Annotated in this window: 20 protein-coding genes and 5 pseudogenes; 12 read left to right on the forward strand and 13 right to left on the reverse strand. The window is 66.5% G+C overall.

The window, feature by feature from the left end; translation table 11 throughout:
• Positions 1–107 precede the first annotated feature (107 nt).
• On the forward strand, positions 108–2366 hold the full coding sequence (locus tag DL519_RS16910; protein ID WP_190816206.1) for a LuxR C-terminal-related transcriptional regulator: 2259 nt from the start codon (positions 108–110) through the stop codon (positions 2364–2366).
• Between the two features lie 276 nt (positions 2367–2642).
• Here the strand turns inward: DL519_RS16910 and DL519_RS16915 are convergent, their stop codons facing one another.
• Positions 2643–3029 (reverse strand): transposase, encoded by a 387-nt coding sequence (locus tag DL519_RS16915; protein WP_190816208.1) that lies wholly within the window; start codon positions 3027–3029, stop codon positions 2643–2645.
• A gap of 731 nt (positions 3030–3760) precedes the next feature.
• Complete coding sequence (locus tag DL519_RS16920; RefSeq protein ID WP_190816210.1) at positions 3761–5815, reverse strand: polyprenyl synthetase family protein; 2055 nt, start codon at positions 5813–5815, stop codon at positions 3761–3763.
• Positions 5816–6416: 601 nt separating this feature from the next.
• Between DL519_RS16920 and DL519_RS16925 the strand changes: the two genes are divergently transcribed.
• The 3 genes and pseudogenes from DL519_RS16925 to DL519_RS50055 form a co-directional block, all read left to right on the forward strand.
• A protein-coding gene (locus tag DL519_RS16925) for an IS5 family transposase (protein WP_190816212.1) occupies positions 6417–7291 on the forward strand; the annotation gives its coding sequence in 2 pieces (ribosomal slippage) (positions 6417–6755 and positions 6758–7291; 873 coding nt in all).
• A 27-nt stretch (positions 7292–7318) separates the two neighbouring features.
• Complete coding sequence (locus DL519_RS16930; protein ID WP_190816214.1) at positions 7319–7543, forward strand: Clp protease/crotonase-like domain-containing protein; 225 nt, start codon at positions 7319–7321, stop codon at positions 7541–7543.
• A 221-nt stretch (positions 7544–7764) separates the two neighbouring features.
• A pseudogene (locus DL519_RS50055) lies at positions 7765–7830 on the forward strand (hypothetical protein); the annotation flags it as partial.
• Positions 7831–7870: 40 nt separating this feature from the next.
• Here DL519_RS50055 and DL519_RS16940 read toward each other — a convergent pair.
• Positions 7871–8266 (reverse strand): annotated as a pseudogene (locus DL519_RS16940) (FAD-binding protein); the annotation flags it as partial.
• A 39-nt stretch (positions 8267–8305) separates the two neighbouring features.
• Between DL519_RS16940 and DL519_RS16945 the strand changes: the two are divergent.
• Positions 8306–8677, forward strand: a pseudogene (locus DL519_RS16945) (electron transfer flavoprotein subunit alpha/FixB family protein); the annotation flags it as partial.
• A gap of 97 nt (positions 8678–8774) precedes the next feature.
• Here the strand turns inward: DL519_RS16945 and DL519_RS16950 are convergent.
• The 6 genes and pseudogenes from DL519_RS16950 to DL519_RS16970 all read right to left on the reverse strand — a co-directional run bounded on the left by DL519_RS16950 (position 8775) and on the right by DL519_RS16970 (position 12060).
• Positions 8775–9836 (reverse strand): ParB/RepB/Spo0J family partition protein, encoded by a 1062-nt coding sequence (locus tag DL519_RS16950; RefSeq protein WP_223839130.1) that lies wholly within the window; start codon positions 9834–9836, stop codon positions 8775–8777.
• A gap of 404 nt (positions 9837–10240) precedes the next feature.
• Entirely contained in the window at positions 10241–10507 is a 267-nt protein-coding gene (locus tag DL519_RS16955) for a lasso peptide biosynthesis B2 protein (protein WP_223840304.1), read from the reverse strand.
• A gap of 57 nt (positions 10508–10564) precedes the next feature.
• On the reverse strand, positions 10565–10786 hold the full coding sequence (locus DL519_RS16960) for a PqqD family protein (RefSeq protein WP_190824623.1): 222 nt from the start codon (positions 10784–10786) through the stop codon (positions 10565–10567).
• A 52-nt stretch (positions 10787–10838) separates the two neighbouring features.
• Positions 10839–11060: pseudogene (locus DL519_RS50060) on the reverse strand (asparagine synthase-related protein); the annotation flags it as partial.
• A 124-nt stretch (positions 11061–11184) separates the two neighbouring features.
• Entirely contained in the window at positions 11185–11454 is a 270-nt protein-coding gene (locus DL519_RS46645; protein ID WP_223839131.1) for a hypothetical protein, read from the reverse strand.
• 465 nt (positions 11455–11919) lie between these two features.
• On the reverse strand, positions 11920–12060 hold the full coding sequence (locus DL519_RS16970; RefSeq protein ID WP_190816215.1) for a lasso RiPP family leader peptide-containing protein: 141 nt from the start codon (positions 12058–12060) through the stop codon (positions 11920–11922).
• Between the two features lie 284 nt (positions 12061–12344).
• Here DL519_RS16970 and DL519_RS16975 point away from each other — a divergent pair, with 284 nt between their 5' ends.
• From DL519_RS16975 to DL519_RS50720, 7 genes and pseudogenes are all read left to right on the forward strand, one after another.
• Complete coding sequence (locus DL519_RS16975) at positions 12345–13586, forward strand: MFS transporter (RefSeq protein WP_190816217.1); 1242 nt, start codon at positions 12345–12347, stop codon at positions 13584–13586.
• A 113-nt stretch (positions 13587–13699) separates the two neighbouring features.
• Entirely contained in the window at positions 13700–14623 is a 924-nt protein-coding gene (locus DL519_RS16980; protein ID WP_190816219.1) for a hydroxyacid dehydrogenase, read from the forward strand.
• A gap of 26 nt (positions 14624–14649) precedes the next feature.
• Complete coding sequence (locus tag DL519_RS16985) at positions 14650–15747, forward strand: zinc-dependent alcohol dehydrogenase (RefSeq protein ID WP_223839134.1); 1098 nt, start codon at positions 14650–14652, stop codon at positions 15745–15747.
• Positions 15728–16828, forward strand: coding sequence for an N-acetyl-gamma-glutamyl-phosphate reductase (gene argC, locus DL519_RS16990; protein WP_190816221.1), 1101 nt, complete (start codon positions 15728–15730; stop codon positions 16826–16828). Before DL519_RS16985 ends, argC begins: the two co-directional genes overlap by 20 nt.
• Complete coding sequence (gene pgk / locus DL519_RS16995) at positions 16818–18026, forward strand: phosphoglycerate kinase (RefSeq protein ID WP_190816223.1); 1209 nt, start codon at positions 16818–16820, stop codon at positions 18024–18026. Before argC ends, pgk begins: the two co-directional genes overlap by 11 nt.
• Positions 18023–19141: an iron-containing alcohol dehydrogenase gene (locus DL519_RS17000; RefSeq protein ID WP_190816225.1), complete on the forward strand. Its 1119-nt coding sequence runs from the start codon at positions 18023–18025 to the stop codon at positions 19139–19141. The genes pgk and DL519_RS17000 overlap by 4 nt, the downstream gene beginning before the upstream one ends.
• Positions 19142–19394: 253 nt before the next feature.
• A pseudogene (locus DL519_RS50720) lies at positions 19395–19523 on the forward strand (SDR family oxidoreductase); the annotation flags it as partial.
• Positions 19524–19546: 23 nt separating this feature from the next.
• Here DL519_RS50720 and DL519_RS17010 read toward each other — a convergent pair.
• The 4 genes from DL519_RS17010 to DL519_RS17025 form a co-directional block, all read right to left on the reverse strand.
• The gene (locus tag DL519_RS17010) at positions 19547–20899 is read right to left on the reverse strand and encodes an HNH endonuclease signature motif containing protein (RefSeq protein ID WP_190816227.1); all 1353 of its coding nucleotides are present in this window, start codon (positions 20897–20899) and stop codon (positions 19547–19549) included.
• Positions 20900–21229: 330 nt separating this feature from the next.
• Positions 21230–22048: an ABC transporter permease subunit gene (locus tag DL519_RS17015; RefSeq protein ID WP_190824022.1), complete on the reverse strand. Its 819-nt coding sequence runs from the start codon at positions 22046–22048 to the stop codon at positions 21230–21232.
• Between the two features lie 83 nt (positions 22049–22131).
• A complete protein-coding gene (locus DL519_RS17020; protein ID WP_190816229.1) occupies positions 22132–23412 on the reverse strand; it encodes an ATP-grasp domain-containing protein in 1281 nt (426 codons plus the stop codon).
• Positions 23413–23500: 88 nt separating this feature from the next.
• Positions 23501–24334 carry a phytanoyl-CoA dioxygenase family protein gene (locus DL519_RS17025; RefSeq protein ID WP_190816230.1) on the reverse strand — a complete coding sequence of 278 codons (834 nt, stop codon included), beginning with the start codon at positions 24332–24334 and terminating at the stop codon, positions 23501–23503.
• Between the last annotated feature and the right edge of the window lie 18 nt (positions 24335–24352).

The following is a 24352-nucleotide window of genomic DNA, read 5'->3' on the forward strand; positions in this document are numbered from 1 at the left end:
GCTGCATTGCCAAACGGACTGAATCGATTATGTTGGTGCCCGTACCCATCTGGAGCGCTGCACGCCCTCCGATAGAACTCACGAGCTTCGTGGGGCGTTGGCGGGAGTTGGCCGACGTCAAGAAATTCCTGAGCTCGTCACGGTTGGTGACCATCACAGGCGTCGGCGGCGTGGGCAAGACCCGGTTGGCGTTGCGGTCGGCCGCATTGCTGAGGCGGTCGTTCCCGGGCGGTGTCTGGATCATCGAGCTTGCCGACCTCAACGACCCGCGACTCGTCGCCGACACCGTAGCCGCCACGTTGGGCCTGCAACAGCAGTCCGGGGTGACGCCGTTGGAGCACCTTCCCGAACATCTTCGCGACCGCCCGCTGCTGCTTCTGCTGGACAACTGCGAGCACGTTCTCGATGGGTGCGCGCAACTCGCGCATTCGCTGCTCAAACAGTGCCCGCTGATGCGGATCGTGACCACCAGTCGCCAACCCTTGGGCATTGCCGGCGAGACCGTCATGGAGTTGGCTCCGTTCTCGGTTCCCCCGGAGAGAGTTGGTACTCCGGAACTGGAGAATCTCCTTCAGTACTCGGCGGTCGCACTACTCCAGGAGCGAGCTCAAGCCGCGGATCCGGCTTTCACCGTCAACGCGGACAACGCGCACGTCGTCATGCGTTTGTGCCGACAACTGGACGGCATTCCGTTGGCGATCGAACTGGCGGCAGTCGCTCTTCGGTTCATGTCGGCCGAGACGATCATGGTCCGGCTCGATCGTCGTTTTCGATTGCTGACCGGCGGAACCCGGACGGCGCCGACCCGCCAGCAGACCCTGCAGGACATGGTCGACTGGAGCTACCGGCTGTGCTCCGCCGCCGAACAAGTGCTGTGGGCACGGCTGTCCGTGTGCGGTTCAGGGTTCGCCCTGGAGGCGGCCGAAGCAATCGGTTCAGGCGACGGCATCCGGACCGACGAGGTGCTTGATCAGATCAGGGGCTTGATCGACAAGTCGATCGTGACCACGGAACGGCATCCGGACAAGACCCGTTATCGGCTGCTGGAGACGCTCCGCGAATACGGCCGGGACCGCCTCGTCGAACGCGGTGAGACCACCACGGTCCGTCGCAAGCACCTTCACTACTACCGGAACCTCGTCGCCCAGGCCGAGGCGGAATGGTTCAGCGCCGGACGCACGACGGTCTTCGCCCGGTTGCGAGCCGAGCACGCAAACCTGCGCGAAGCGTTGGAATTCTCCGCTTCCGAGCCCGGCGAAGCGCAAGCAGGTCTGGTGATCGCATCCTCCCTCCGATTTTTCTGGCTCAGCAGCGGCTTTGTCTACGAGGGACGTCGATGGCTGGAGCGCCTCCTGGCGCTCACCGCGGAACGAGATACTGTCCGTGTCAAAGCGCTTTACGTCAACGGGTACTTGAATTTAGCGCTCAACGACGCGACATCCGGGACAGCCCTCCTCGATCAGGCAAGAGCGTTGGCCGCGGAGCTGGGCGACCAATCGGGGGCGGCCTACGTCGCGCAGATCTCGGGGCTCACCGCCCTGTACAACGAAGATCCTGCGCGGGCGGCCGCGCTCTTCGAGGACGCTCTCGCCGGGCATCGGCTGATCGGCGATCACGCTGCCGTCGCCTACGACCAGATCGAGCTCGCATTGGCCCTCGCCTTCCTCGGCGATCATGAGCGCGCCGCGGCCCTGTTCCGCGAATGCCCGGCCCTCGATGAGAACTATGGCGAACAGTGGATGCGGTCGCTTGCCCTATGGGCGCAGGGAATAGCCGGACTGCTTGCGGGCGATTATCAACAAGCCACAGCCGCAGAACTGGAAAGTCTGCGCCTGAAGCTGGACTTCCACGAGCACTTCCGGATCGCGTTGTGTATCGAAATACTGGCCTGCATAGCCAGCGCGGACGGTGACGCGGCACGGGCCGCGACCTTGTTCGGCGTGTCCCACAAGATCAAGAAGAACATCGATGCGTCACTCGCCGGCCACAAACACATCGCGCGCCTACACGACCATTACGAAGCAGTAGCGCGCAGCTCACTCGGCGAAGATACGTTCCAGGAAGCCTTTGAGCTCGCCACACTGCTCGACTTCGACGAGGCCATCGCATGGATAACCCGCGATCCGAGCAAAGCCGGGAGTCCGACAAGCTCCGCGACCGAAGAATCGCCCACCCCGATGCTTACTCCACGCGAGCGAGAAGTCTCAGCGCTGGTCGCGCAGGGCAAGACCAACAAAGAAATCGCTGCCACAATGTCGATTTCCCGCCGCACCGCTGATTCCCACGTCGACCACATCCTGACCAAGCTCGGTTTCACCAGGCGGACGCAAATTGCCACCTGGGTCACCAAACAGGAACCCCACTGACGCCGCCGCATTTTCGAGAGGAACACCCGGCCATGCGCACCCTGATCGAGAACGCCGCGGTCGTCACGATGGACGACGTTCTCTGTGACTTCGAACGAGCCGACATGCTCGTGCCCCCTATTCCGGTCGTGCTTGGAGGGTGGATTGGGGCGGGTCGATCTGGCAGGTGCGGCGCATCTGGAGCTGGTGTCGGCCGTGGTGCAGTTGCGCCCAGAGGGACGCGCCATGTTCGAGGCTGAAAAGCGTCTTATTGATGCGCAGGGCAAATATGTGATGTCAGGCGGCGTAGCGGACTTCGGGTTTGCCGAAGTAGGAGCGAACTCGGTCGGGCAGCTTCTGGAGTCGGTGGAGGAAGGAGCGGACCCCTGTTTCCAGCTCGTCGCGGGTTTTCGGTGCTGTGCCGGTGGACACGGCGCGTTTGAGGTCGGCACCCCGGATCTCATCGGGGTTGAGCTCGGGGCTGTAGCCGGGAAGGAAGTGCATCTCGATGTCCGAGCGGTGTTCGGTGAGCCACTTCTGGACGGTCTTGCGGCGGTGGACGGGGTGTCCGGCCAGGCGGTTGAGGAAGGGGAGGAAGACCCCGGCGTTGAACGACCCGATGTAGACGGTGAAGTACAGCGCCCTTGTTGCAACGACTTTCAGCCATCCGACAACCGTCCGCAAACGACACAAGTCGATTGACAGCACTTCAACGCAGATCAAATCCGTTGCCGAATCTTTACCAACAGCTACACGGCGTGACCAACAAACGTGACCGCGTTTGCTCGTTCAGTCAAAAACTTGACAGCCCCGCTCCCGATTCGCTCCTGGACGGGCTTTTTGATCTTGATTCACCATCATCACAAGATCCACAGCCAGACACGAAAAGGCCCGCTGACCTGCACTTATGTGCAGGTCAGCGGGCTTCCGCCAACGTCGGGCTGACAAGATTTGAACCTGCGCCCCCTTGACCCCCAGAGTAGTCCACAAAAGACAGTGACCTGCGAAACCCGAGAAACCGCAGCACAAACCGGTGCAGCTCACTTCCGCTCAGTGCAGTACAACGCGGTTCAACCCCCTACAACCCTCCCATTTCCCTCCCGCTCCACCCATCCAGACACCGACGCCAGGCGAAACTGGCGACACCGCGTCCGGCGGCGCAGCAACCTTTCCCCACCCCGCACTGACCCACCGTTGGCGCACACTTGACCAGCCAAAACAGTGAATCTGAGCACTACCGTGTCAAGGTAGTTATCCCCTGCTGGTGACCAGGGATTTCGCGCTTCGCCGCAGGTCAGCGGATCTTGTTCCTCCTCGTTGCGAAGGGTTCTCACGCGTTGCTGCGTGTTCCCGTCGCCATAAAGTCGCCACTTGATCTTGGAGGAGGATCGGTTCGGCCGCAGGGTAAGAGGTGCTTAGGCCGAGCGGGTCACAGAGAATCCGCTGCCGCTGATGAATTGTTCCAGAGCCTTGCGGCCGGTGGGGGTCAGTGGGATGTCATCCAGTGATTGGGTAGCGAGGGTCATGTAGTGCTCGGCGGTTCGCTGTGCCCAGGACCGTCCTCCTGCCTGTTCAATCAAGCCGGCGATGTCTTGGAGATCAGCAGGAGCGAAGGGGGCGTCCTGTGCGTACAGCTCGCGCAGCTGGTCTCCGCCGGGCCCGGCAGCGGTGAGTGCCGCGACGACGGGACCCGATTTCTTGCGTCGCTGGAGGTCGGTGCCCACAGGTTTGCCGACGGTCTGCGGATCGCCCCAGATGCCGAGGATGTCGTCGACGAGTTGGAAGGCGGCCCCGAGATATTGCCCGAAGGTATCGAGTGTGGCGACCGCGTCGTCCGTTGCCTGGGCGTAGATGGCGCCGAGTCCGGCCGCGCAGCCGAAGAGCGAACCTGTCTTGGCCCTGGCCATGGTGACGTAGTCGTTGGTGGAGACTTCGGCTCGTTGCTCGAACGCGGAGTCCAGCATCTGGCCGTACAGCATGTATTGAAAGCTGTCGCCGAGCTGGCCGACAGCCCGGGCGGCCAACGGCCCGCCAAGCACAGCCTGGAAGCCAAGGGTGAGCACCGCGTCACCAGCCAGGATCGCCTCGGGTGTGCCGAAGGCCGCCCACACCGCAGGCCGATGGCGGCGCAGCGGATCGGCGTCGATGATGTCGTCGTGGATCAGGGACTGGTTGTGGATCAAGTCGACCGCGATCGCGCCCGGTAGCGCCGTGTCCGGAGACGCACCGAGTGCTTCCGCCACACACATAGCCAGCGCGGGCCGGAGTTTCTTGCCGGCGGGATGGCTTGCGGGAGCACCGTCCGTGGTCATCCAGCCGAAGTGATATCCGGCGATATCGCGCAGTGGGGCAGGAAGGCGGTCGACCTCGCCACGTAAGGCCCGCTCGGCTTGCTGCAGGTGGCCGTTCGTTGCCCGGGTCTTGTCCTGATCAGGTGGGGTGAGGGAGTCCAGATACCGGGCAGTGGTTCCGGGCTCCGAGGACTGGACCCGACGGTAGCGGCCGGTCTGTTTCGACCAGTCCACGCTGCCGCACATGTGGTTCATCGCGGTGACGCAGGCCCGGTCCGCGACGTCGGCGAGATCGGCTCCCATCGCCTCGGCCAGTTGGTCCGCGACACGGCCGAACTCGGCAAGGTGGTCGTTAATGCGTCCATGCAGCGCGTCCACGGCATCCTGCCAGGAACAGCCGCGCGCCTCGTGGATGAAGATGACCAGGTTGCTCTGGTCGCGCCAGGCGAGGTCCTTCTCGAGGGAGAGGATGTCGTTGCACCACACGACGACCTCTTCAGTGATGCGCATCAGGTGTTCGGCGGGGCCGGGCTGGGCAGCCGTACCAAACAGGCGATCCGGGAGCTCCAGCTGCGCACAGGCAAACCATGCCTCGGTGGCGGTGCGATTCAGCGTCCCGCCCACCCGCTCGGCCAGTTCCTCCTCCGTGGGAACGCTTCCCAATGCGTGACGGGCCATTTCCCGCTCCATCGTCGCCAGGACGCGGCCCGTGCAGTCTTTGAAACGCCTGCGCCACTGCGGACTCATGCCAGGCGCGGTGCGTCGCCACAGGTCAGCGAGGGCATGGCTGAGCGTGGTCGTCGTCCGCACCGGCGCGCAATCCTCGGTCAGCACCGACAGCAGTTCGTCGAACACCGACCGGGCAAGAGCGGAATCCTGGCGCAGCTCGCCCTCATCACAGTGATCGTCGAACACGCAGATCCAGGCCAGCCAGTCGGTCACCAGGTCCACCGTGTCCTGATCGGCGCCGGGATAGATGCGCGCGCCCAGCAGTTCCAGCCGGGAGTCCACAAGGACGTTCAGCGCTGTGTCTGTTTGCACCAGGCCGGTGCGGCGGGCCCAATCGGCACAGTGCCCAGCCGCCAGCTCGGCTCCGGGATGCAGGGTGGTTGTCAGGGGAAAGGCAATGTCGGGCCAAGTTAGCGGTTCTCCAAGAATGCGGATATCGGCCTGCGTCACGGAATGCCTCCGATTTTTGGTGCGCGCGGGCTGGACGCCGCGCAGTGTCAATCAAGTGTTCTTGCCCGGGATTCCGGCGTACAGACTCGTGTTCGGGAAAGCTCCGCTGCGCCGACCTTCCGGCACTGACCCGAGTTGTGCGATCATCCCACCTTCGGACACATACCGTACTCAAAACCTCACGGAACATCTAGACCCAAAATAAGTGGGTTGTCGTACACCCAAGATCCACAACAGCATACAAAAAAGCCTGCTGACCTGCACCTACGTGCAGGTCAGCAGGCTCTCTTCACGGTCGGGCTGACAGGATTTGAACCTGCGACCCCTTGACCCCCAGAGTAGTCCACAAAAGACACCGCCCAGCGAAAACCGAGAAACCCCAGGACAAACCGGTGCAGCTCGATGCCGCTCAGCGCAGTACAGCGCGCTTCAGGTCACCACCTCCCTCCCAGAATCCTCCCAATCCCGCTCCCACAGTCAATGCTGAACCGCCCCGCGTTCGAGACTGCCCGCCGTTGTGATGCCTCGTAGGCGAAATGCGGGCCATGCACTGAGCTAGGGTCTGTTTCAGAAGTTGATCTGGGTTTGAGATGATCTCCGTGTGGGACGTGGCGATCTGACGAACGAGCAGTGGGCGAAGCTCGAACCGCTGCTACCCCGGGGCAAGAAGTCAGGACGCCCGCCCAAGCACCCGAAACGACAGCTCATCAACGGGATTCGATTCCGGGTGCGCACCGGCGTGCAGTGGCGCGACCTGCCCGACCGGTACGGCCCGTGGCAGACCGTGTATGGCCTGTTCCGTCGCTGGCAGCGGGATGGGACCTGGAAACGGATCCTGACGCGGTTGCAGGCCCGGGCCGACGCCGAGGGGCTGATCACCTGGGATGTCAGCGTGGACTCCACCGTCGCCCGCGCACACCAGCACGCCGCTGGCGCGCGTATAAAGGGGCTGACCAGCGTGAATCCCCGGGCGGGGTCGACGTCGAGCCGGACGATCACGGGATCGGCCGGTCGCGGGGCGGGTTGACCACGAAGCTGCACCTGTCCACCGAGCAAGGCCAAAAGCCGTTGTCGGTTGTGGTCACTGCCGGTCAGCGGGGCGACTCACCGCAGTTCCAGACGGTCCTGGAGCGGATCAGGGTGCCCCGTGCCGGTCGGGGCCGGGCACGGACTCGTCCGGATCGGGTGTTGGCGGACAAGGCGTACGGTTCCCGCGCCAACCGTGCCTACCTGCGGCGACGTGGCATTCGGTGCACCATCCCGGAGAAGGCCGACCAGATCCGCCATCGCAAGAACCGCGGTTCGCGCGGTGGTCGCCGACCGGCGTTCGACAAGGAGATCTACAAGCAACGCCACGCGGTGGAGTGCGGCATCAACAGGCTCAAGCGCAATCGTGCCGTCGCTACCCGATACGACAAGTTGGCAGTTCGTTACGAGGCCACAGTGGACGTCGCGGCGATCAACGAATGGCTCTGACATATGAAACAGGCCCTAGGTCGCGCCATGGAGCTCGCCACCCGCAACGCACCGCTTTCCGTTGCAACCATCAAACGAGCGGTCACCACGCGGACTGCATTCGACGACCGCGACGCCTTCCGCGAGCAGGACCAGATCGTCGAGCCGGTCATGAAGTCCCAGGACGCGCTGAAAGGGAGCCCGCGCCTTCGCGGAGAAACGCTGCCCCCACTGGGCAAGGCCGCTGGCCAAATCCCCTCGATCCGCCCGTGATCGGGACTCGTATCGGGGCTGTCAAGTTTTGGGCTCTGTCCCTAATCGTGTGATCAACTGTCGCCCTGGTAACTGCGTCTTGCGGGTGTCTATGATCATGATCGCGGTGTGTGATCACCAGTGGTTAGATGCCCTTCTGCCGCATTTGGCGAGTGTCGTGGTCGAGCGAGTCGAGAAGGCGCGGTGTGCTGGTCTGGGCGCGCGTCAAGGGGGAAGATGCGATGTGCCCGGGATGTGGCGGCCGGTCACGCCGGGTTCATAGTCGCTACGACCGCAAGCTGGCTGACGCCTCGGTGGCCGGCCAGTCGGTGATTCTGCGGTTACGAATACGCCGGTTCTTCTGTGACATTCAGGACTGTCCGGTTGAGACGTTCGCCGAGCAGGTCGAGGCGGGTAGTAGCCGGAATCCACCGCCGCACGCGAGGCACCCACCGCGGCACCCAAGCTGTCGGCCAGCTTCTCCACGACCTCGAACGACTCCGCCGAACCGACACCACGGCCACCGGAGACCACGATCGAGGCCTCGGTGAGCTCCGGGCGGTCCCCGGCCTCGGCGGGCTGCCGACCGGTGATCTTCGCACCCGTAGCGGCCGGAACAACCACCGACTCGACCACAGCCGCGCCCGCGGCCTGCTCGGGCTCGATCGCACCCGGCAGCACCGTGACGACCGGCGTGCCCTTGGTGACCTTCACCTTGGCGTCGTAGGCGCCACCGAACAGCGAGTGCGAGTCGTTCACGGTTTTTCGAGGAGGCATTGATTCATGGCTGAGGTTCTGGTCCTCGTCGATCATGTGGACGGCGAGGTCAAGAAGGTCACGTACGAGCTGCTGACGGCGGCGCGTCGGTTGGGTGAGCCGTCCGCGGTCGTGGTGGGCGAGCCTGGTACCACCGGCAAGCTCGCCGAGAGCCTCGCGGCTTATGGTGCGGCGAAGGTGTATGCGGCGGAGTCCGCGGAGGCCTCGGAGTTCCTGGTGACCCCGCAGGTGGGTGTGCTGGCCAACCTGGTTGGCAGCGCCGGCCCGGCGGCGGTGCTGGTATCGGCGTCGATCGACGGCAAGGAGATCGCCGGTCGGCTGGCGATCCGCATCGGTTCGGGTCTGCTGTCGGAGGTCGTGGACCTCGACGCCGACGGTGTGGGGGCGGACGGGCGCGTTGATCGGCTGGAGGTGTTCGACTGCTGACGACGGATCAGTCGAACACCGGCCGCGGGTCCGAGACCGGCCGGAAATCTCAAGCTCCCTCGGACGAGGACGACATCCGCATCGACTCCTGGCGCTTCTCCAACCGCTCGGCGAAGTTCTCCCAGGCTGCGGCGCACCGCCTGGCGGTGTTCACCACGCTGCGGACGCAGTGGCGGGGGACGCCCTCGACGTAGCGCTGCCACTCGTCGGGATCCAACGCGCCCACATCCAGCAGCCGCAGCACAGTGCGACCGATCTCGTTGAACCGCATGGACGGGTCACGCCGCAGCTGCTCCAGGTCGGAGACCTGCCCGTCACCGGCTTCCGCGTCGACGCCGACCCGCTGCTGGATCGCGGGCGAGGTGGATGCCTGCGCGCTGCGGCCCGTCCGCTGCTGCTCGGGCACCAGATCCCGGCCGGCCCGCAGCCGGGCGCGAACGTCATTCGCGGTGCTCACCGAGACACCGCTCGCCTGCGCCACCTCCCGGAGGCTGGCATCGGGGCGCTTCGCCATCAGCTCCCCGGCGCGGGACCTCCCTTCCGCCGAGCTGAGCGGACGCACCCTGCCGTCCCGGCCGATCCGGCTGTCCAGCGGCGCGACGTTGCCCCCGACCCGCTTCCGGATCGCGGCGACCGTCCTGGCTGCCACCCCGGCGGCGGACGCGATCGCACGATCCGACCACTGCGGATGGGAAACGACGATGCACGCCACCGCGGCCGATCTGTCGACCGGGGTGAGGCGGAGACCGTGCATGGCGTTCAGCTTGACCGCGATGACGAACGCGTCCTGCTCACTCCCGGCGAAGAAAACGGCTTTAATCGTTTCACGCCCTTGCGCCGCAGCGGCCCGCAACCGGTGCATCCCGTCCACGACCCGCATCGTTTCCCGATGGACCAGGATCGGCGGGAGATCCCCCTCCACCTCCACCAGCGCCTGGACGTGCCCCATGTCCTGACCCGCCACCCGCACGGACGGAGCGTGCAGGACGGACGCGATGGGAATGCATTCCATCCGGCAGCTTTCCAGCTTCTGCCGCAGCTCCGCCGAGCCACGGGAAATGTCCTCCGCGCTCAGCACCGGCCAAGCGCGCGACGAAGAAACCTCTGCCACGAACCCTCCCCCATGAAAACCTGACACCGGGACACCGAACAATCCGCGTCCCGCCCCACAGCAACACCGAGTACACCGACTCGGCCCTCAAAAATAGCAGCGCACACCCCAACGCCCACCGGAAATGTCGTTTTGATCACAGACAGCAAAGGGAAATTGCGCCGATCGGGTCAAATTTCGCACATCGAGACGAGTAGTACCCGAATAACGAACGCATAAAGAAGAATCGTGCCGGAACGGCATGATTCCATTTCACCAAAGCTGTGATTCCGACTTCCGACGTAACGGACGATTCGTCCGATAGTCATATCAAGCGGGTTCAAGACCGGCCGCGGGCACCGAGCAAATCGTGCGGTACCCGACGACCTCGCCCGGTTCCCCCACGGGCGTCCCGTCGACCTCGATCACGCGTGGGCCGAGAACGGTGCCCTGCGCACCCCGACGCACCAGGTCGGCCACGCACCCCGCAAGCGCGCGAGCAGGACGGCGGCGAGCGATCGTTTCAGGCAGTAGTTCCCAGCGCAGTAGGCGCTCGTTCCGACCACGTCCATCCGGGCTCCAAGCGCCTGCTCCCTGGTCGCCGGGGCGGCCCCGGCGACCAGGAACCGCAGCACCGCGCGGATCCGGTGGGGAGGCAGCCGAGCGAGGAAACGTCCGGCGAAGATCGCCAGGAGAGCCTGGACTCGGCGGCCGAACGGCGGGACCTCTCGGAGTTTCGTCGACCTCTCTCACGGCTTCACCAACTTGCTCTTCCGGAGCATCTCCACCAGATCGCTGACATCGGCCTCGACGCTTTCCGGCTCGATCCCGAATTCGTCGGCGATCCGGATCGCGATCTCCCCCGGCTCGACACCCTCCACCAGGGCGAGATCGCGCAGCCACGTCTCGGCGACGATGGTTGTTTCCAGACCGTGGAAGGAACCCGCAGATCGTCGGGCTGAGCAACGCACGCCGCAGCAGCGCCGAATCCACCAGCCCGCGGGCGACCAGGCGGGAGTCCTCGCTGAGGCCGCGCAGCTCGTCGGCGTGCGCGCGCAGTCCGTTGTTCCACTCGTCACCGCAGTGGTCCTTGGTCGTGCGCGACAGCAGACGCCGCGGGACCACGCTCCGCATCGCGGTCGTCAGCAGCGGCTTGTACGCACCCGGCGTCCGCGTCTCGTGCGGACTCACCCGCAGGCAGGCGTCGACCACGACGTCATCGCAGAACGGTGGGGCGATCGGCACGTCCGCGAGCCGAACCGGGCGAGCACCCGGAAGATCCGCCCGGCCTCGACCGCCGCCTGGATGCGCGTGTGCGCCCTGGTCCGCATCTGGGACCGGTCCCGGACCAGGGCGGAGGGCTCGTCCGTCAGGGTCCCCCGCACTCCGAGGCTGAGAACAACATGCGCAGATCCCCCTGCCCGTAGGTGAAACGGCGGAAGACGGACAGCTGCCGGGCCGCGTCGTAGGCCCACACGCGCACCGCGATCGAGTCGCGCAGCGCCGCCAGCAGACCCGGTGCGCCTTCCTGGAGTGGGACGGTCCGGTCGGGTTCGTGCCACCAGCGCCGGATCTGAGCGCCTGCGCCGACTGGAGGTACAGCGCCGAGCCACCCGGGACCGAGTGGACGTCGCGCCACATCGTGGCGCTTGCGAGTGCATGTGGTGCGGCCGCGATCGCCAACCGCAGAGCCAGCTGCTGGTCATCGAGCTCGGCGTCCGCCAGCCAGGCCGCGGCGTGCGCGCTGTCGGCGGCGAAGGCCACGCCCGCGACCTCGGCGTGGAAGACGCGACGGGAGTCGAACGCCGCTCCTTGAGCGTGGACGCGTTCGTCGGCTGCGATCAGGTGAAAGCTGCCCCGCGAGGCCGACCGTCAGCCCGTCGAGATCGTCGATGGATCCCGCGCCGGCGACTCGGCGCCGCAGTCCCTCCTCGTCAGTTCCGCAGGTGCCGAGCGCCATCACCCGCAATGAGCTGTCCTCTCGCAGGCGGGCGAATCCGGCGACGCGGTCGGCGACCGCGAGAGCCGGTTCGCAGTCCGGCAGGACCACGAGCCAGCTCTCGCTCATCTCACACATCTGGCTCAGTTCCCGCGGTGGCGCCGATCAACGCTCGCTCGGACGAGCGTAGGAGAACGGGCGGCCTTCCGGGAATCCGGCGCCGGCTCCGTGGGTCTCCGCGGCGAACCCGCCGACCTCCTCCACTATCGGCGGCTCGTATGCCACGCGCTCGATCCGCTCGGACATGGTTCCTCCTCAGGATTTCCTTTTCCAAGGATGGAATGAATCGTTTCCAGCGGGCACCGCGGCGTCAATGCGACAATCGCGGCAAATAGTTGCCAACTTCGACAAACGATTCCTGTCGTGATGCTTTTCCAGCGGTCCGAGCCGCGTGGGAGTAGCATCTCGCCGCGAACTGTGATTGCATGGCAAGCGGTTCGTCACCGGATTCCGAGCGCATCGCGTTCGCGGCAGTGCCGTTTCCGGGCGAGCACGCCGCAGTTGTTCTCCGTCGAATTCGAGTAGGTCGCATGCGCTCATTCGCTGAAAGGCGTGAAAGCCTCCTCCCGAAGGGCAGGGAGGTACGAGCCCTGGCACTGTCGACGCTGACGAGCAGGTTCGGCCGCGGGCTGTTCTACACGACCTTGCCGATCTACCTCACCCGTTCGGTCGGGCTGAGCGTCCACGAGGTCGGTATCGGTCTCACCGCCGGTGCGCTGGTGGGACTGCTCGGCGGAGTGCCCGGTGGTCGCCTCGCGGACAGGGTCGGACCGCGGCTGGTGCGCACGGCGTGCCGCTTCGCGGAAGCGCTGATGATCTGCGGCTACCTCGCGATCGGAGGCCTGCCGGGATTCGTCGTCACGGCAGCGCTGGTCACCCTCTGCGAATCGGCCGGGCAAGCGGCCGAAGGCGCGCTCATCGCGCACGCGGTCGACCGGAACAGCCGGGTGCGAACTCGCGCTTATCTGCGGTCGGTCACCAATGCGGGCTGGATGGTGGGTTCCGCGCTCGCCGGAGTCGCGCTGCTGTCCGACACCGCTCTCGGCTATCAAGTCGTCATCGTCACCTCGGCGCTCTGCTACGGGGTCTCGGCCGCGGTCACGACGCAGGTTCCGCTTTCCGGAGCGGCACCGGAGAAGAATGCTGCCGGTGGACGAGTGGCGGTCCTGCGGGACCGGCCTTATCTGGCGCTGACCGCGTTGAATGCCGTGTTGACCGTCAACATCGGGGTGTTCACCGTCGCCTTGCCGCTCTACATGGCGCAACGCACCCACGCGCCGGTCGCCTTGTACGCGGTGTTCTCCGTGATCAACACCGTCGTCGTGATGCTCTTCCAGGTACGCGCGAGCCGGCGGACCGAAACCGCGACGGGTGCCGCCCGCGCACAGCGCCGAGCAGGCTACTTCCTCCTCGCATGCTGCCTATGCTTCGCGGTCGCGGACGGGACACCCGCATGGGTCGCCGTCGTCTTCCTCTTCCTCGGTGTGGGCGTGCACGTCGTCGGCGAACTCCTGCATGCCGCCGGCTCGTGGGGAATCTCCTTCGAACTGGCACCGGAACACGCTCAGGGCGAGTACCAGGGGGTCTACGGCGTCGGGCGGGACCTGGCCCAGGTCGTCACCCCCCTTGTCGCGACCACCGCGATGGCCGGTTGGGGCTGGGCGGGATGCGTGCTCCTCGGTGTCGTCTTTCTCGCGGCGGGATGCGCGGTTCCCCCGACGACGCGATGGGCGATCGGCCATGGCAGCCGTCCCGTGCCCACACCGACGTGAACCCGGCGATCGAACCATTCAACTCTGCAGCCGCGACAACCTGAGGGGTTTCTGTGCGCAACGTTTCCGAAGATGCAGCTCTGGCACCGCCGACGAGGTGGAAGGTCCTGGTCGTGGACCTCATTCACGACGAGGCCCTCGAACGTCTGCGTCGGACCTGCGACGTCGTCGTCCACCTTCGGCCGTCGGCGGACGAGATCCTGACGTTGTCCCGCGACGCCGACGTGATCGTCCTGCGCAGCGGCGTACAGCTGCCCGCCGAGCTATTCGCCGGGGCCCAGCGCCTGAAGCTCGTGGCGCGGGCGGGTGCCGGCACGGACAACATCGACCTGACCGCCGCGCGCCATGCGGGCGTCGTCGTGTTCAACGTCCCAGGAGAGTCCGCAGGCGCGGTCGCGGAGCTGACGATCGGACTGCTGCTGGCGCTGGCGCGCAAGATCTCGCTGGCCGACCGGCAGGCCCGCACGAACGTATGGAACAAGTCGGCGCTGGTCGGATCCGAGCTCGCGGGCAAGACGATGGGAATCGTCGGCCACGGCAACATCGGCGCGCGGGTCGCGCACCTGGCGCAGGGTTTCTCCATGCGGGTGCTGACCTGCGTCGAACGAGAAGACGAGCCCCGATGCCGCGCGCTGGCAGCGAGAAACATCGAGCTCGTCGGCCTCCCGGCCATGCTCCGGGAAGCTGACGTGGTCTGCCTCGCGGTCCCGCTGACGCCACGCACTCGCGGGCTGATCTCGGAACCGGAGCTCGCGATGATGAAGTACGGCGCTTACCTCGTGAACGTGTCCCGGGGTGAGATCGTCGACGAACGCGCCCTGCACGAGGCGCTGAAGCGAGGAACCCTCGCCGGTGCGGCGCTCGATGTCCGCACCGGCGAAGGCAGCCCAACGCAACTATCCACTCTGGACAACGTGGTGCTGACCCCGCACATCGGAGCCATGTCGTCGGACGCGCAGCGGCGGATCGGCCACATCGTGGTCGAGTCGATCCACAGCGCCATGACGGGCGCACCCGTCGCCAACCGGGTTTGCTGATCATGGGAGTCAACGGGCCGCGACGAATGAAGGCCGCTGTTCTGGTGTCGGAGCGGACGATCGAGTACCGCGATGTCGACGTGCCCGAACCAGGTGAGAACGAGTTGCTGGTCCGCGTGCATGCGACGGGGGTCTGCGGGTCGGACCTCGCGACATATCGAGGCACCCACCCGTACAAGCGACCCCCGGTCATCCTCGGCCATGAGCTCTGCGGCGTCGTCGAAAGCGTGGGGACGAAGGTCTCCGGCTTCGCTCCTGGCGACAAGGTGTGCTCCGCGGCGTTCTCCCAGTGCGATGCCTGCGCGCCCTGCCATCGCGGTGAGGTGAACCTCTGCCGGAACCGGGCGAACCTGTGCCACGCGGGCTGGGAAGGATCGTTCGCCGAGTACGTCGTCCTCCGCGAGAACATGACGCACCTGCTCCCCCCTGACGTCGACGACGCGACGGGAGCGCTGGCCGAACCCTTGTCGATCGGCCTGCACGCGGTACGGCTGGTCGAGAACACGCCACCCGCGAGCACCGTCGTACTCGGTTCGGGCACCATCGGACTGACCTGTCTGATCGCGGCGAGGAAACTCGGCTTCGGCTCTATCGGCTGCGTGGACCTCGGCCCGGCCAAAGGAGCACGGGCACGGCGCCTGGGGGCGGATTACTACGTCGACGCCCGCGCCGACAACGTGGTCCAGGCACTCGCGGCCCGGGCGCCCGAAGGATCCGACGTCACGTTCGTCGCCTCCGGCCACGACACCGTCCTCGACGAAGCGTGCGCAATCACGCGGCCCGGCGGGCAGATCGTCGTCGTGAGCTACTTCGACCGTCCCCGCCAGATCGAGCTGAACCGCCTGGTCTCGCACGGGCTAAGCATGCGGTTCTCCACCCTGTCCACGCCTCGGGACTTCGCCGAGGTCATCGACTGGTTGTCGCGCGGAGAAATAGACCCCGCGCCGTTGATCACCCACCGCCTCCCGCTCAGCGCGGCGCACGAGATCAGCCTGATGGACTGCGCGCCCGAGGACGTGGGCAAGATCGTGCTGTTACCGCCGTCCCTGGCCCGCAGCACGTCGAAACCACCGGCCGACCCGGCACCAGAACGAAGGGGGACAGATGAACAACTCGACCGCTGACAAGCTGACGGTCGGCGTCATCGGAGGGACCGGATACACCGGCGGTGAGCTGTGCCGCCTGCTGCTTGGCCATCCTGCCGTGGAGGTGATCCTGCCGACCTCCCGGGAGCCACGTCCGTTCGCTCGCACCCATCCCAACCTCCGCGGCAGCGGACTGGAGTTCCGGCCCGTCGAGCGGCTGGAGGAGCAGGCCGTCGAACTCGACGTGGTCTTCTTCTGCACGCCCTCCGGTGAGGCCATGAACCGAGCGGGTCACTTCCTGGACCGCGGTGTCCGGGTGGTCGACCTCAGCGCGGACTTCCGATTCCGCGATGTCGACCTCTACCAGCGCATCTACGGACGGGAACACACCGCCGCGCACCTCCTCCCCGAGGCCGCATACGGGGTGACCGAGCTCAACCGGGACCGCGTCCGCGACGCCCGGCTGATCGCCAATCCGGGCTGTTACGCCATCACCGCGATTCTGGCCCTGACACCCTTGCTCAACGGAGGCTTCGTCGATCTCACCAGCCCCCTGTCAATCCACGCCACCAACGGGACGACGGGAGCGGGCACCACCCCGAAGAAGGCGATCATGCACGCCGAAGTGGCGGAATCGATGCTGGCCTACAGCCTTGAGGGCCACCGCCACGGGCCGGAGCTCGAAGCCTTCCTCTCCAACGCGATCCAGGACCCGCCGGTCCGCGTGGACATCAACACCGCACACGGCAACTTCGCTCGCGGGATCCATTTGCAGGCCAACGCGGGCTTGCGGCAGCGGCTCGACCGCGACCAGCTGCTGGAGACCTTCACCGCGGCCTACGGGCCCGGGCACGAGGGAGAGCACTTCGTACTCGTCAACGACGTTCCCAAGCAGGGTGGGGTGAACGAGAAGGAGTACGACGTGTACCCGAGCCTCGGGCACGTCGTCGGCTCCAACTTCTGCCACCTCGGAGTGGACGTCGACCGGGCGCGCGGCATCGCCAAGGTCGTCGCGGTGACCGACAACCTGGTCAAGGGTGCCGCCGGGTCGGCCATCCAGAACATGAACGTCCTGTTCGGACTGGACGAGACCCTGGGGCTGCGAACCTATGCGCTCTGAGGGGATGCGCGGAATCAGGCTCCTGTCTCAGCAGGAGATCCGATGCGGGCAGAGGTGGATCTACTCCGCCGGCTTCAACGTCGGGCGCGCGCTTGCCGACACCGGCCGGATCGACGAGGAACTCCCGGCCATCGAACGCCTCCTGGACGCAGGAGCCCGGGTGGCCGTGCTCTCGCACCAGGGCAAAGGCGTCGACGACGCGAACGAACTGGATTTCGTCGCCGACTACATCGCCGACCGGCTCGGTCGCACCGTGGGCTACTTCCCCGGAAACGCCACGCCGGACGCAGTCGACCGCGCGCACGCGCTCCGCGCCGGTGAAGCCGTGGTGTTCGGCAACACCCGCAAGTACGCCGGGGAGATGACCAACTCAGCCGAGCTCGCCGGCCGGTTCGCCGCTCTCGGCGATTGTGCGGCCATCGGCGGGTTCTCGAAGGCGCATCGGGCTCATGCGTCGAACGTCGGCCTGCTCGGTCACCGGCCGGCCTTCGCCGCGGACAGCCTCGTCCACGAGACCGAACTGCTCGCGCCCTGGGCCGGGAGCGCGGACGAGCAGTACTCGGTGGCCGTGCTCGGAGGGGTGAAGCCGGAGAAGACCGCCATCGGCCTGGAACACCTGACCGCGACCTACGATCTCGTCATCCCGGGGGGAGCCGTCCTCAACAACCTGCTCCGGGCTCTCGGCCACGACATCGGATCGTCCACAGTGGGTTCTCACCCCGAGAAGTGCTTGCAGGTGAGCAGAAACGTGCTGAACCGGGCGAACCGAGCCGAGCTGCACATTCCCGACGAGGTTGTGATCGCCCGCCCGACAGGGCGTGACTTCGCCGATGCCAGAACCGTCCCGGTGTCACGGGGAGTGCCCCCGGACTACGCGATCGTCGACTTCGTGCTCGCCCCGTGGGTGCGCGCGAGGCTGGACCACCTCACGTCCCGCGGGGGCCGGGCGTTCATCGCGGGAACACCCGCTCGCTACACCGAAGGATTCACGCGAGCCTTGGACGCGTTGCTCGGCGCTCTGCGCCACGATCGCGTCAACGCGCTGTTGCTGGGCGGGGACACGACCGCCGACCTGCCCTGGAACGGCGCCAAATCCACCGGTGGCGGTTCCGCGTTGCACTACCTGGCGTACGGAACCTGCCCCGTGTTCGATGCACTGCGCACCAATGCCCTGCACTGGGAGGAGGCCACACTGTGATCATCGACTTCTCGATCCCGACCCGGGTCGTGTTCGGCCGGGGACGGCTTGCCGAGCTTGGGCGCGAAACCCGCGCGCTCGGTGCCTCCGCGCTGCTCGTGTGCGGACGGAACGCTATGCGCAGCAACGGAATACTCGCTGCCGCGTTGTCCGTGCTCGGGCAGGCGGGCGTCCGCGCTGAGGTGTTCGACCAGGTGTCACCGGATCCCCGCTCCGTCGAGGTCGACGCTGCCGTCCGCATGGCGGTTCAGACCTCGTGCGATGTGATCGTGGGACTGGGCGGAGGAAGCGCCCTCGACGCGGCGAAAGCGACGGCGATCGGAATGCGGCACGGCGAATCCGGACCGCTGGTGGGCCACACCCTCCCGGCGACCGAGGATGCCGTGCCGGTCGTCGCGGTTCCGACGACGGCGGGCAGCGGTGCCGAGGTCACCAAGGCAGCGATCATCACCGATATCGAACGTGGCCTGAAATCCGGAATCCGGGGCGAGGACCTGTTCCCGCGCGTCGCGGTCGTCGACCCCGATCTGCTGGGCAGCGTGCCCGGCGGGCTCGCCGCCGAGACCGGGTTCGACGCGGTGGCGCACGCCGTCGAAGGCTACGTCGCACGTCGCGCGAATCGGCTGACCCGGTTGTTCGCCGTCGAGGCGTTGGACATCCTCGGCGGCTGCCTCACCCGCGTGGTGGCCGGCGAGACCGGCGCAGAGCTGCACGAGCGGATGGCGTTGGCCGCGCTGCTGGGCGGTCTGAACGTCGCCACGGCCAGCACGTGCCTGCCCCACAGGATGCAGCAGGCCATGGGCTCGGTGCCCGCCGTCGCCATCTCGCACGGACGGGGACTCGCCACGATTTATCCGACCTGGCTCGCCCACGCGTACTCGCACGCCACGGCGGAGTTCGACACCGTCGGGACGCTCCTCGGCGACGACGACGTGCACACCGCCGTGTCGAGGCTGCTGTCCGAGCTGGGTCTGCCGCGCCGGCTGTCCGAAGGCGGGTTCGGTCCCCTGGACATCGACCGACTGCTCGCCGGCGTGACCGGCAACGTCGACAACGATCCGGTTCCCGGGATCAACGGTGAGTTGATCCGGAAACTCTACGAGCGCGCACTTTGACTGTCCTCCCCACGGGCTAAAGGACTCTGTTGCTCAATTCCGCACCCTGTGTTGGCCGGTGGTGGTTGCAGGTGCAAGATCGCAAACGACTGAAGCTGATCCCGCAAACTGACCCTGCGACTGCGCGAGCAGCACGAAATCCTCGAACATGCCCGCGCAGAGCAGGCCACAGAAGCATTGAAACAGCGCTACAACGTCCGCGCCGGGGTCGAGGGCGCCGTCCACCAAGCCGTGGCCACCACCGACGTCAAGCGAAATCCCGGCAGGTCGCCTGGGCACCCCGGAAGAGGTAGCGGACGCGGTGGCCTGGCTCGCCACCCCAGGAGCGGGCTACGTCAACGGCACGGTGATCGACGTCGACGGAGGCCTCACCAGGGCCTGACACTCCACGACCGAACCAGGGCGTCATGGTTCGTCCGCCGGGTCCCGTGGTGCGGGGATGAGGTCCCGGAGGTATTCGCGGTGTTGGGCGGGTAGTGCCATGCCACCTGGTCGTGGTGTTCGTTTGGGGTCCACTGTGGGCGGTGGGATGAACACCGGTCGCCGGTCTCGTATCTCGGTTTCCCATCGCTGGGTGTGCAGGGTCCGGTGATGGTGACCGCAGAGCATCACCATGTTGCCCAGCTCGGTGCTTCCGCCATCGACCCAGTGGGCGATGTGATGTGCTTCCGGGGTTCCCGGCGGCCGGTCGCACCCCGGAAACGCACACACCCCGTCCCGCTGCAGCAACGCGGCACGGATCTGGGCGGGCGCGGTCCGCTTCGCCCGACCCACGTCCAGTGGGAACCCGTCTCCGTCGAGGATCATCGGCAGCACCTCGGCGTCGCAGGCGATGCGGCGGGCGTTCTCGGCGGTGATAGCGCGTTCGGTATTGAGGGTGCCGGGCAACCCTGTTTCGGCGGCGACGAACCCGAGCCCTCGCTTGAGGTCCTCGAAGTCGATGGAGATGGTGATGTGCGGCCGCTGTCCACCCGAACGCGGAACCCCGTCATGATCCAGCGCCAGGTCCAGGATGGCGGCGAAGCCGTCGGCGTTGCGCTGCCCCACCGACCGCGGATCCTTCTCCCCCTCTACCTCCGGCCGCGGTGCGGCCAGCGGTTGCATCAGCGCGGCGAACTTCGCCCCGGCCTCGCGGTCGAGGCGGGCTTTGATGACCGTCATTCCGTCCCGGGCAACCGTGTAGTGCAGCTCCCGCGACTCATGCTGGTCTTCCTCGTCGTCGTAGGCACCGTCCTGATCCAGCAGATAGCGGATGCGCTCGGCGAGCTTCTCCAGCTCACGAGGCGTCATCATCCGCGCATACCCGGCCAGGGTTGATTCGACCTTACCGACCTGATGACAGCGGGCATACTCCGGCAGGCGGCGGACCCCGTCCACGATGACCCGCGCATGCTCCAACCCGATCGCACCCTCTGCCAAAGCCGCAGCAGTCTCAGGCAGGTCGGCGGGCATGACCTCGCCATACAAGCTCTGCCGGTCCTCAACATTGCGGGCGACCTTGACGCGGGTTTTCGCATCACGCGCATCGATGTTGAGCAACCCCTGCAACCACACCTGCGCCGACCGGAACCCCAACTCGGCATACACACCACGGTGGTCGGCTTCGGCGATGCACTGCAACTGCTCCATCATCAACACCCGCATCGCTTGCTCCAGTTCACGGATACGGGCGGCGAGTTCGGCATCCGTGCACGACACCGCCGACCGGGCACTGGTGGTGCCGACGGCCGGATCCTGGGTGTTCAACAGCGGTGTCATACCAAATATTCTCCCGCATTAGAACACCAGTTCGCACGTCATTTATGGTCGCTTGATCAGGTGAAACACCCGACCCCGAAACCCAAAAACCCAAGCCGCGGAAACGAAAACACCGGAAACCCGACACAGATACAGCACCGAAAACCACAGCACGCCGAAGGCGACACCCAACCCCCACCAGCACGAGCATCGTGAGCGGTTTCAGGCGCTATAGCCCCGAAAATCACGCACGGGCCACCTCGGAACGCAGCGATCACCACCACCCACACCCCCTAGGCGAATGGCCGACCGAGACGAATCCCGCACCCGCCAGCGAAAAGCGACTACCAGTCAAACCCGGCTACGGATCAACCCGAAACCGAACCGCCACAAGCCCCAAGCCACCCGGATTCCGCTGCTCGGCAACGCAAAAGCCCGCGCCAGACCACTCCTGGCCATCCCCGTGGCACAAAGCCGAACAGGGGCTGCGGGATGGATGTCAAGCCGTTCACCCCCGCAGGGGCGGCCGAAGGCCGGGCTTGACCTCCGGCCCGCAGCCTCCACACTCCACCCACCACGGGGATGGCACACCCACAACCAAACCCCCAAAAGCCCCGACCCCGGCAAAAAGCCCAACCAAGAAAGCGAAACCCACCGCCAGTCCCCCCGCCCCCCTTTGCCGGCGCCGTTGTCGCCGACGACGGCCAGCACCTCGCCGTGGACGACCTCGAAGTCGGCGCCGTCGATGGCGGTCACCCGGCCGTACCAGACCAGCAGGTACAACAGCAGCGCCAGCGTCATGCCGTAGGTGATCTCGATGCCGCCGAAGAGGTAGCGGCAGGTGCCGAGCAAAGTCAGCAGCGCGTCGCTGGTCGGCACCGCCTCCCCGTCGGCGAACAGCTTCGCCAAGGCCGTGAGCATGGTGAGCATGCCCAGGGTGACGATGAACGGCGGCAGCTGCACCTGCGTCACCAGCGTTCCGGCCACCGCGCCGATGGCCGCCGTGGCCGCGATTCCCAGCAGCACCGCGACGAAACCTGGCGCGCCGCCCAGCGCCAGTTTGGCCCTGATCAGGGTGGCCAGCACCGCGGCCGAGGCGTTGGCCAGGTCGATGCCGCCGGTGAGGATGATCAGGATCTGGCCGAGCGCGAGCGTGGCGATCACAGTCATGCTGGACGTCACGTGCTTCCTCCCACGGATAAATCCGGGGGCCTCCGCACTACATTCCTTCGGTGAATCACCGGGCCAGGGCCCTAGAGCGCCGCGAGTTCCGGGCCGCGGAACCGGCCTTGCCGTCCGTCGATGGTGCAAACGAAGGTCAGCGATTCGCCGACGGCGTCGATGATTCCGAGCATGTCCCGGTGATCGGCGGCGTCACCTGTGATCACGTCCAGCTCGTAGGTGTCGACCGCGCTGCCGTCCAGGACGGCTCCCGGCCGCACCAACGGCCGGTACCCGGTCAGGCCGGGAATCCGGCGGACCTGGTCCACGCCGTCGACGCCCTCGAAGCGGCACGGGCGCAGCGGCGGGAGGTTGTTGCACTTGAAGTACACCCGGTCCGGGGCGACCGGATCGACGCGCGCGCGCTCGCCCAGCGCCACCCTGCCGGCCAACTCGACCAGGTTCAGACCGGCCGCCCGCGTGCTCAGGTCGTTGATCCAGCCGCCGAGCCGTCCATTCACCTCGATGACCCGCGGGCCCTCGGCGCAGAGCTTGACCTCTGTGTGCACGAGGCCGGTGCGCATGCCCAACGCCCGCGCTGCGTCCGCAGCCAGGCTCAGGACCGGCTCGCCGTCCCGTTCCGACAAGGTCGAGGGCCAGAACTGTCCGACCTCGCGGAAGGGCCGGGACAGCGGAAGCTTTCCCGTGATGGCGATGTGCGAGACCACTCCGTCGCACACCAGGCTCTCGACCGAGACGTAATCCCCGAAAGGAGCGCAGTCCCGGCCGGTCAGCAATTCCTCGACGACGAGCCGGGTCTCCCCCGCTCCGCCGGTCCGGACCGGAGCTAGCAGGCGGGCCACGAGCTCCTCGCCCGCGCGCTCGTCCGCCACGACGTGGACGTTGCGGCTTCCCGCCCCGCGACTCGGCTTCACCACCACCGGGAACACGAGGCCGGCAGGCAACTGCCACCATTCGTCCACTGAGGACACCACTGCGCACTCCACCGAGTCCACACCGGCGTCTCGCAACGCGCTCCGCTGGAGGAACTTGTCCGTCAGACGTCGGACCGATTCCTCGCTGTTGACCGGAAGTCCCAGCCCGGTTCCCAGCGCGCTGGTGATCGGCAGCGCTCGCTCGCTGAACGTCAGGATCGCGTCCGGCGATGCGCCGGCGACCTGCCGCACGGCTTCTCCCCGGTCGGAGGACAGCCGGATCACCTGCCCCATCTCCCGGAGCAGGGGGAGCAGGTCGCGGTTGTGGTCGGTCTCGGGGCACAGGAAGACGACCTCCCCTAGACCCCGCAACCCGCTGCTGATCTCGGCCGGGGACACCGCACCCCGGTCGTAGACGACGGCCAGCCTCGTGCTCATCTGCATCCCACCACTCGTCCTGGAGTCGACGGCCGGACGGTGTGCGGCGCCTCCCGTGCCCAAACAGGAAGCGCCGTACGTTGCCCACTCACCACTGGAAGCCGTAAGCCAGCTCCCGCAGATCAGGCAACTCCGACTCGCGGAAGGACTCCGTGAGCGGCCGTTCCGGCGGTGTGTCACCCGCGTTGTCGGTCCGCAGCCACGCGGGATCGCACCCGATGATGAGCAGGCGTCGCGATCCGCACGTCTCGCTGGTCGGCAGGGTCCGGTGCCACAGGTTCGCGTGGATGAACACCATGTCCCCCGCCTTCGGCGCCACCACGACCTGACCCGGCAGGTCACGAGTCGTGGGGAACGGCAGGTCTACGGTGTGGTCCCGGTGCGAACCCGGCAGGTAGACCAGCGGCCCCTCGTCCGGGCCGACCTCGTCCAGGTAGATCAGGCAGTGCACGCCGTGCGGGTAGCAGAAGAACGGCGGCAACGGGTCCGGCACGACCCTCCGGTGGATGTGCCACGGCACCAGGTGGTCCGGCCTCCCGCGGTAGGCGATCCGCGCGTCGACTTCGAAGGCGATCTGCGGCCCCAGCACGGCGCGCGCGATCGAGACCATCGGGCTGTAGAACATCAGGTCGCGGAAGGCCGGGTCCTTCTCCTGGAGCATCCGCAGGAACAGGCCGTTGCCCTCGCGGTGCTCCGCAACTCCCGCACCGAGCTCGGCCTCCTCGACCCTGGTGATCGCCTCGCGGAGCTTGGCGACGTGATCTGCGTCGAGCTGACCGGGGCGGATCAGGCACCCGTCCTCCGTCAGCTGCCGGATCTCCTCCGGGGAGGCTTCGACCTGCACCGGCCGGTGGTTCTGCTCGGCGCTCTTCTTGTTGTTGTTGATGCGGTAGTCGATCCGGTAATGCTGATCACTTTTCATCGGGGACGACCCTCGTTT

It is taken from the genome of Saccharopolyspora pogona (assembly GCF_014697215.1).
Lineage (GTDB): Bacteria > Actinomycetota > Actinomycetes > Mycobacteriales > Pseudonocardiaceae > Saccharopolyspora > Saccharopolyspora hattusasensis.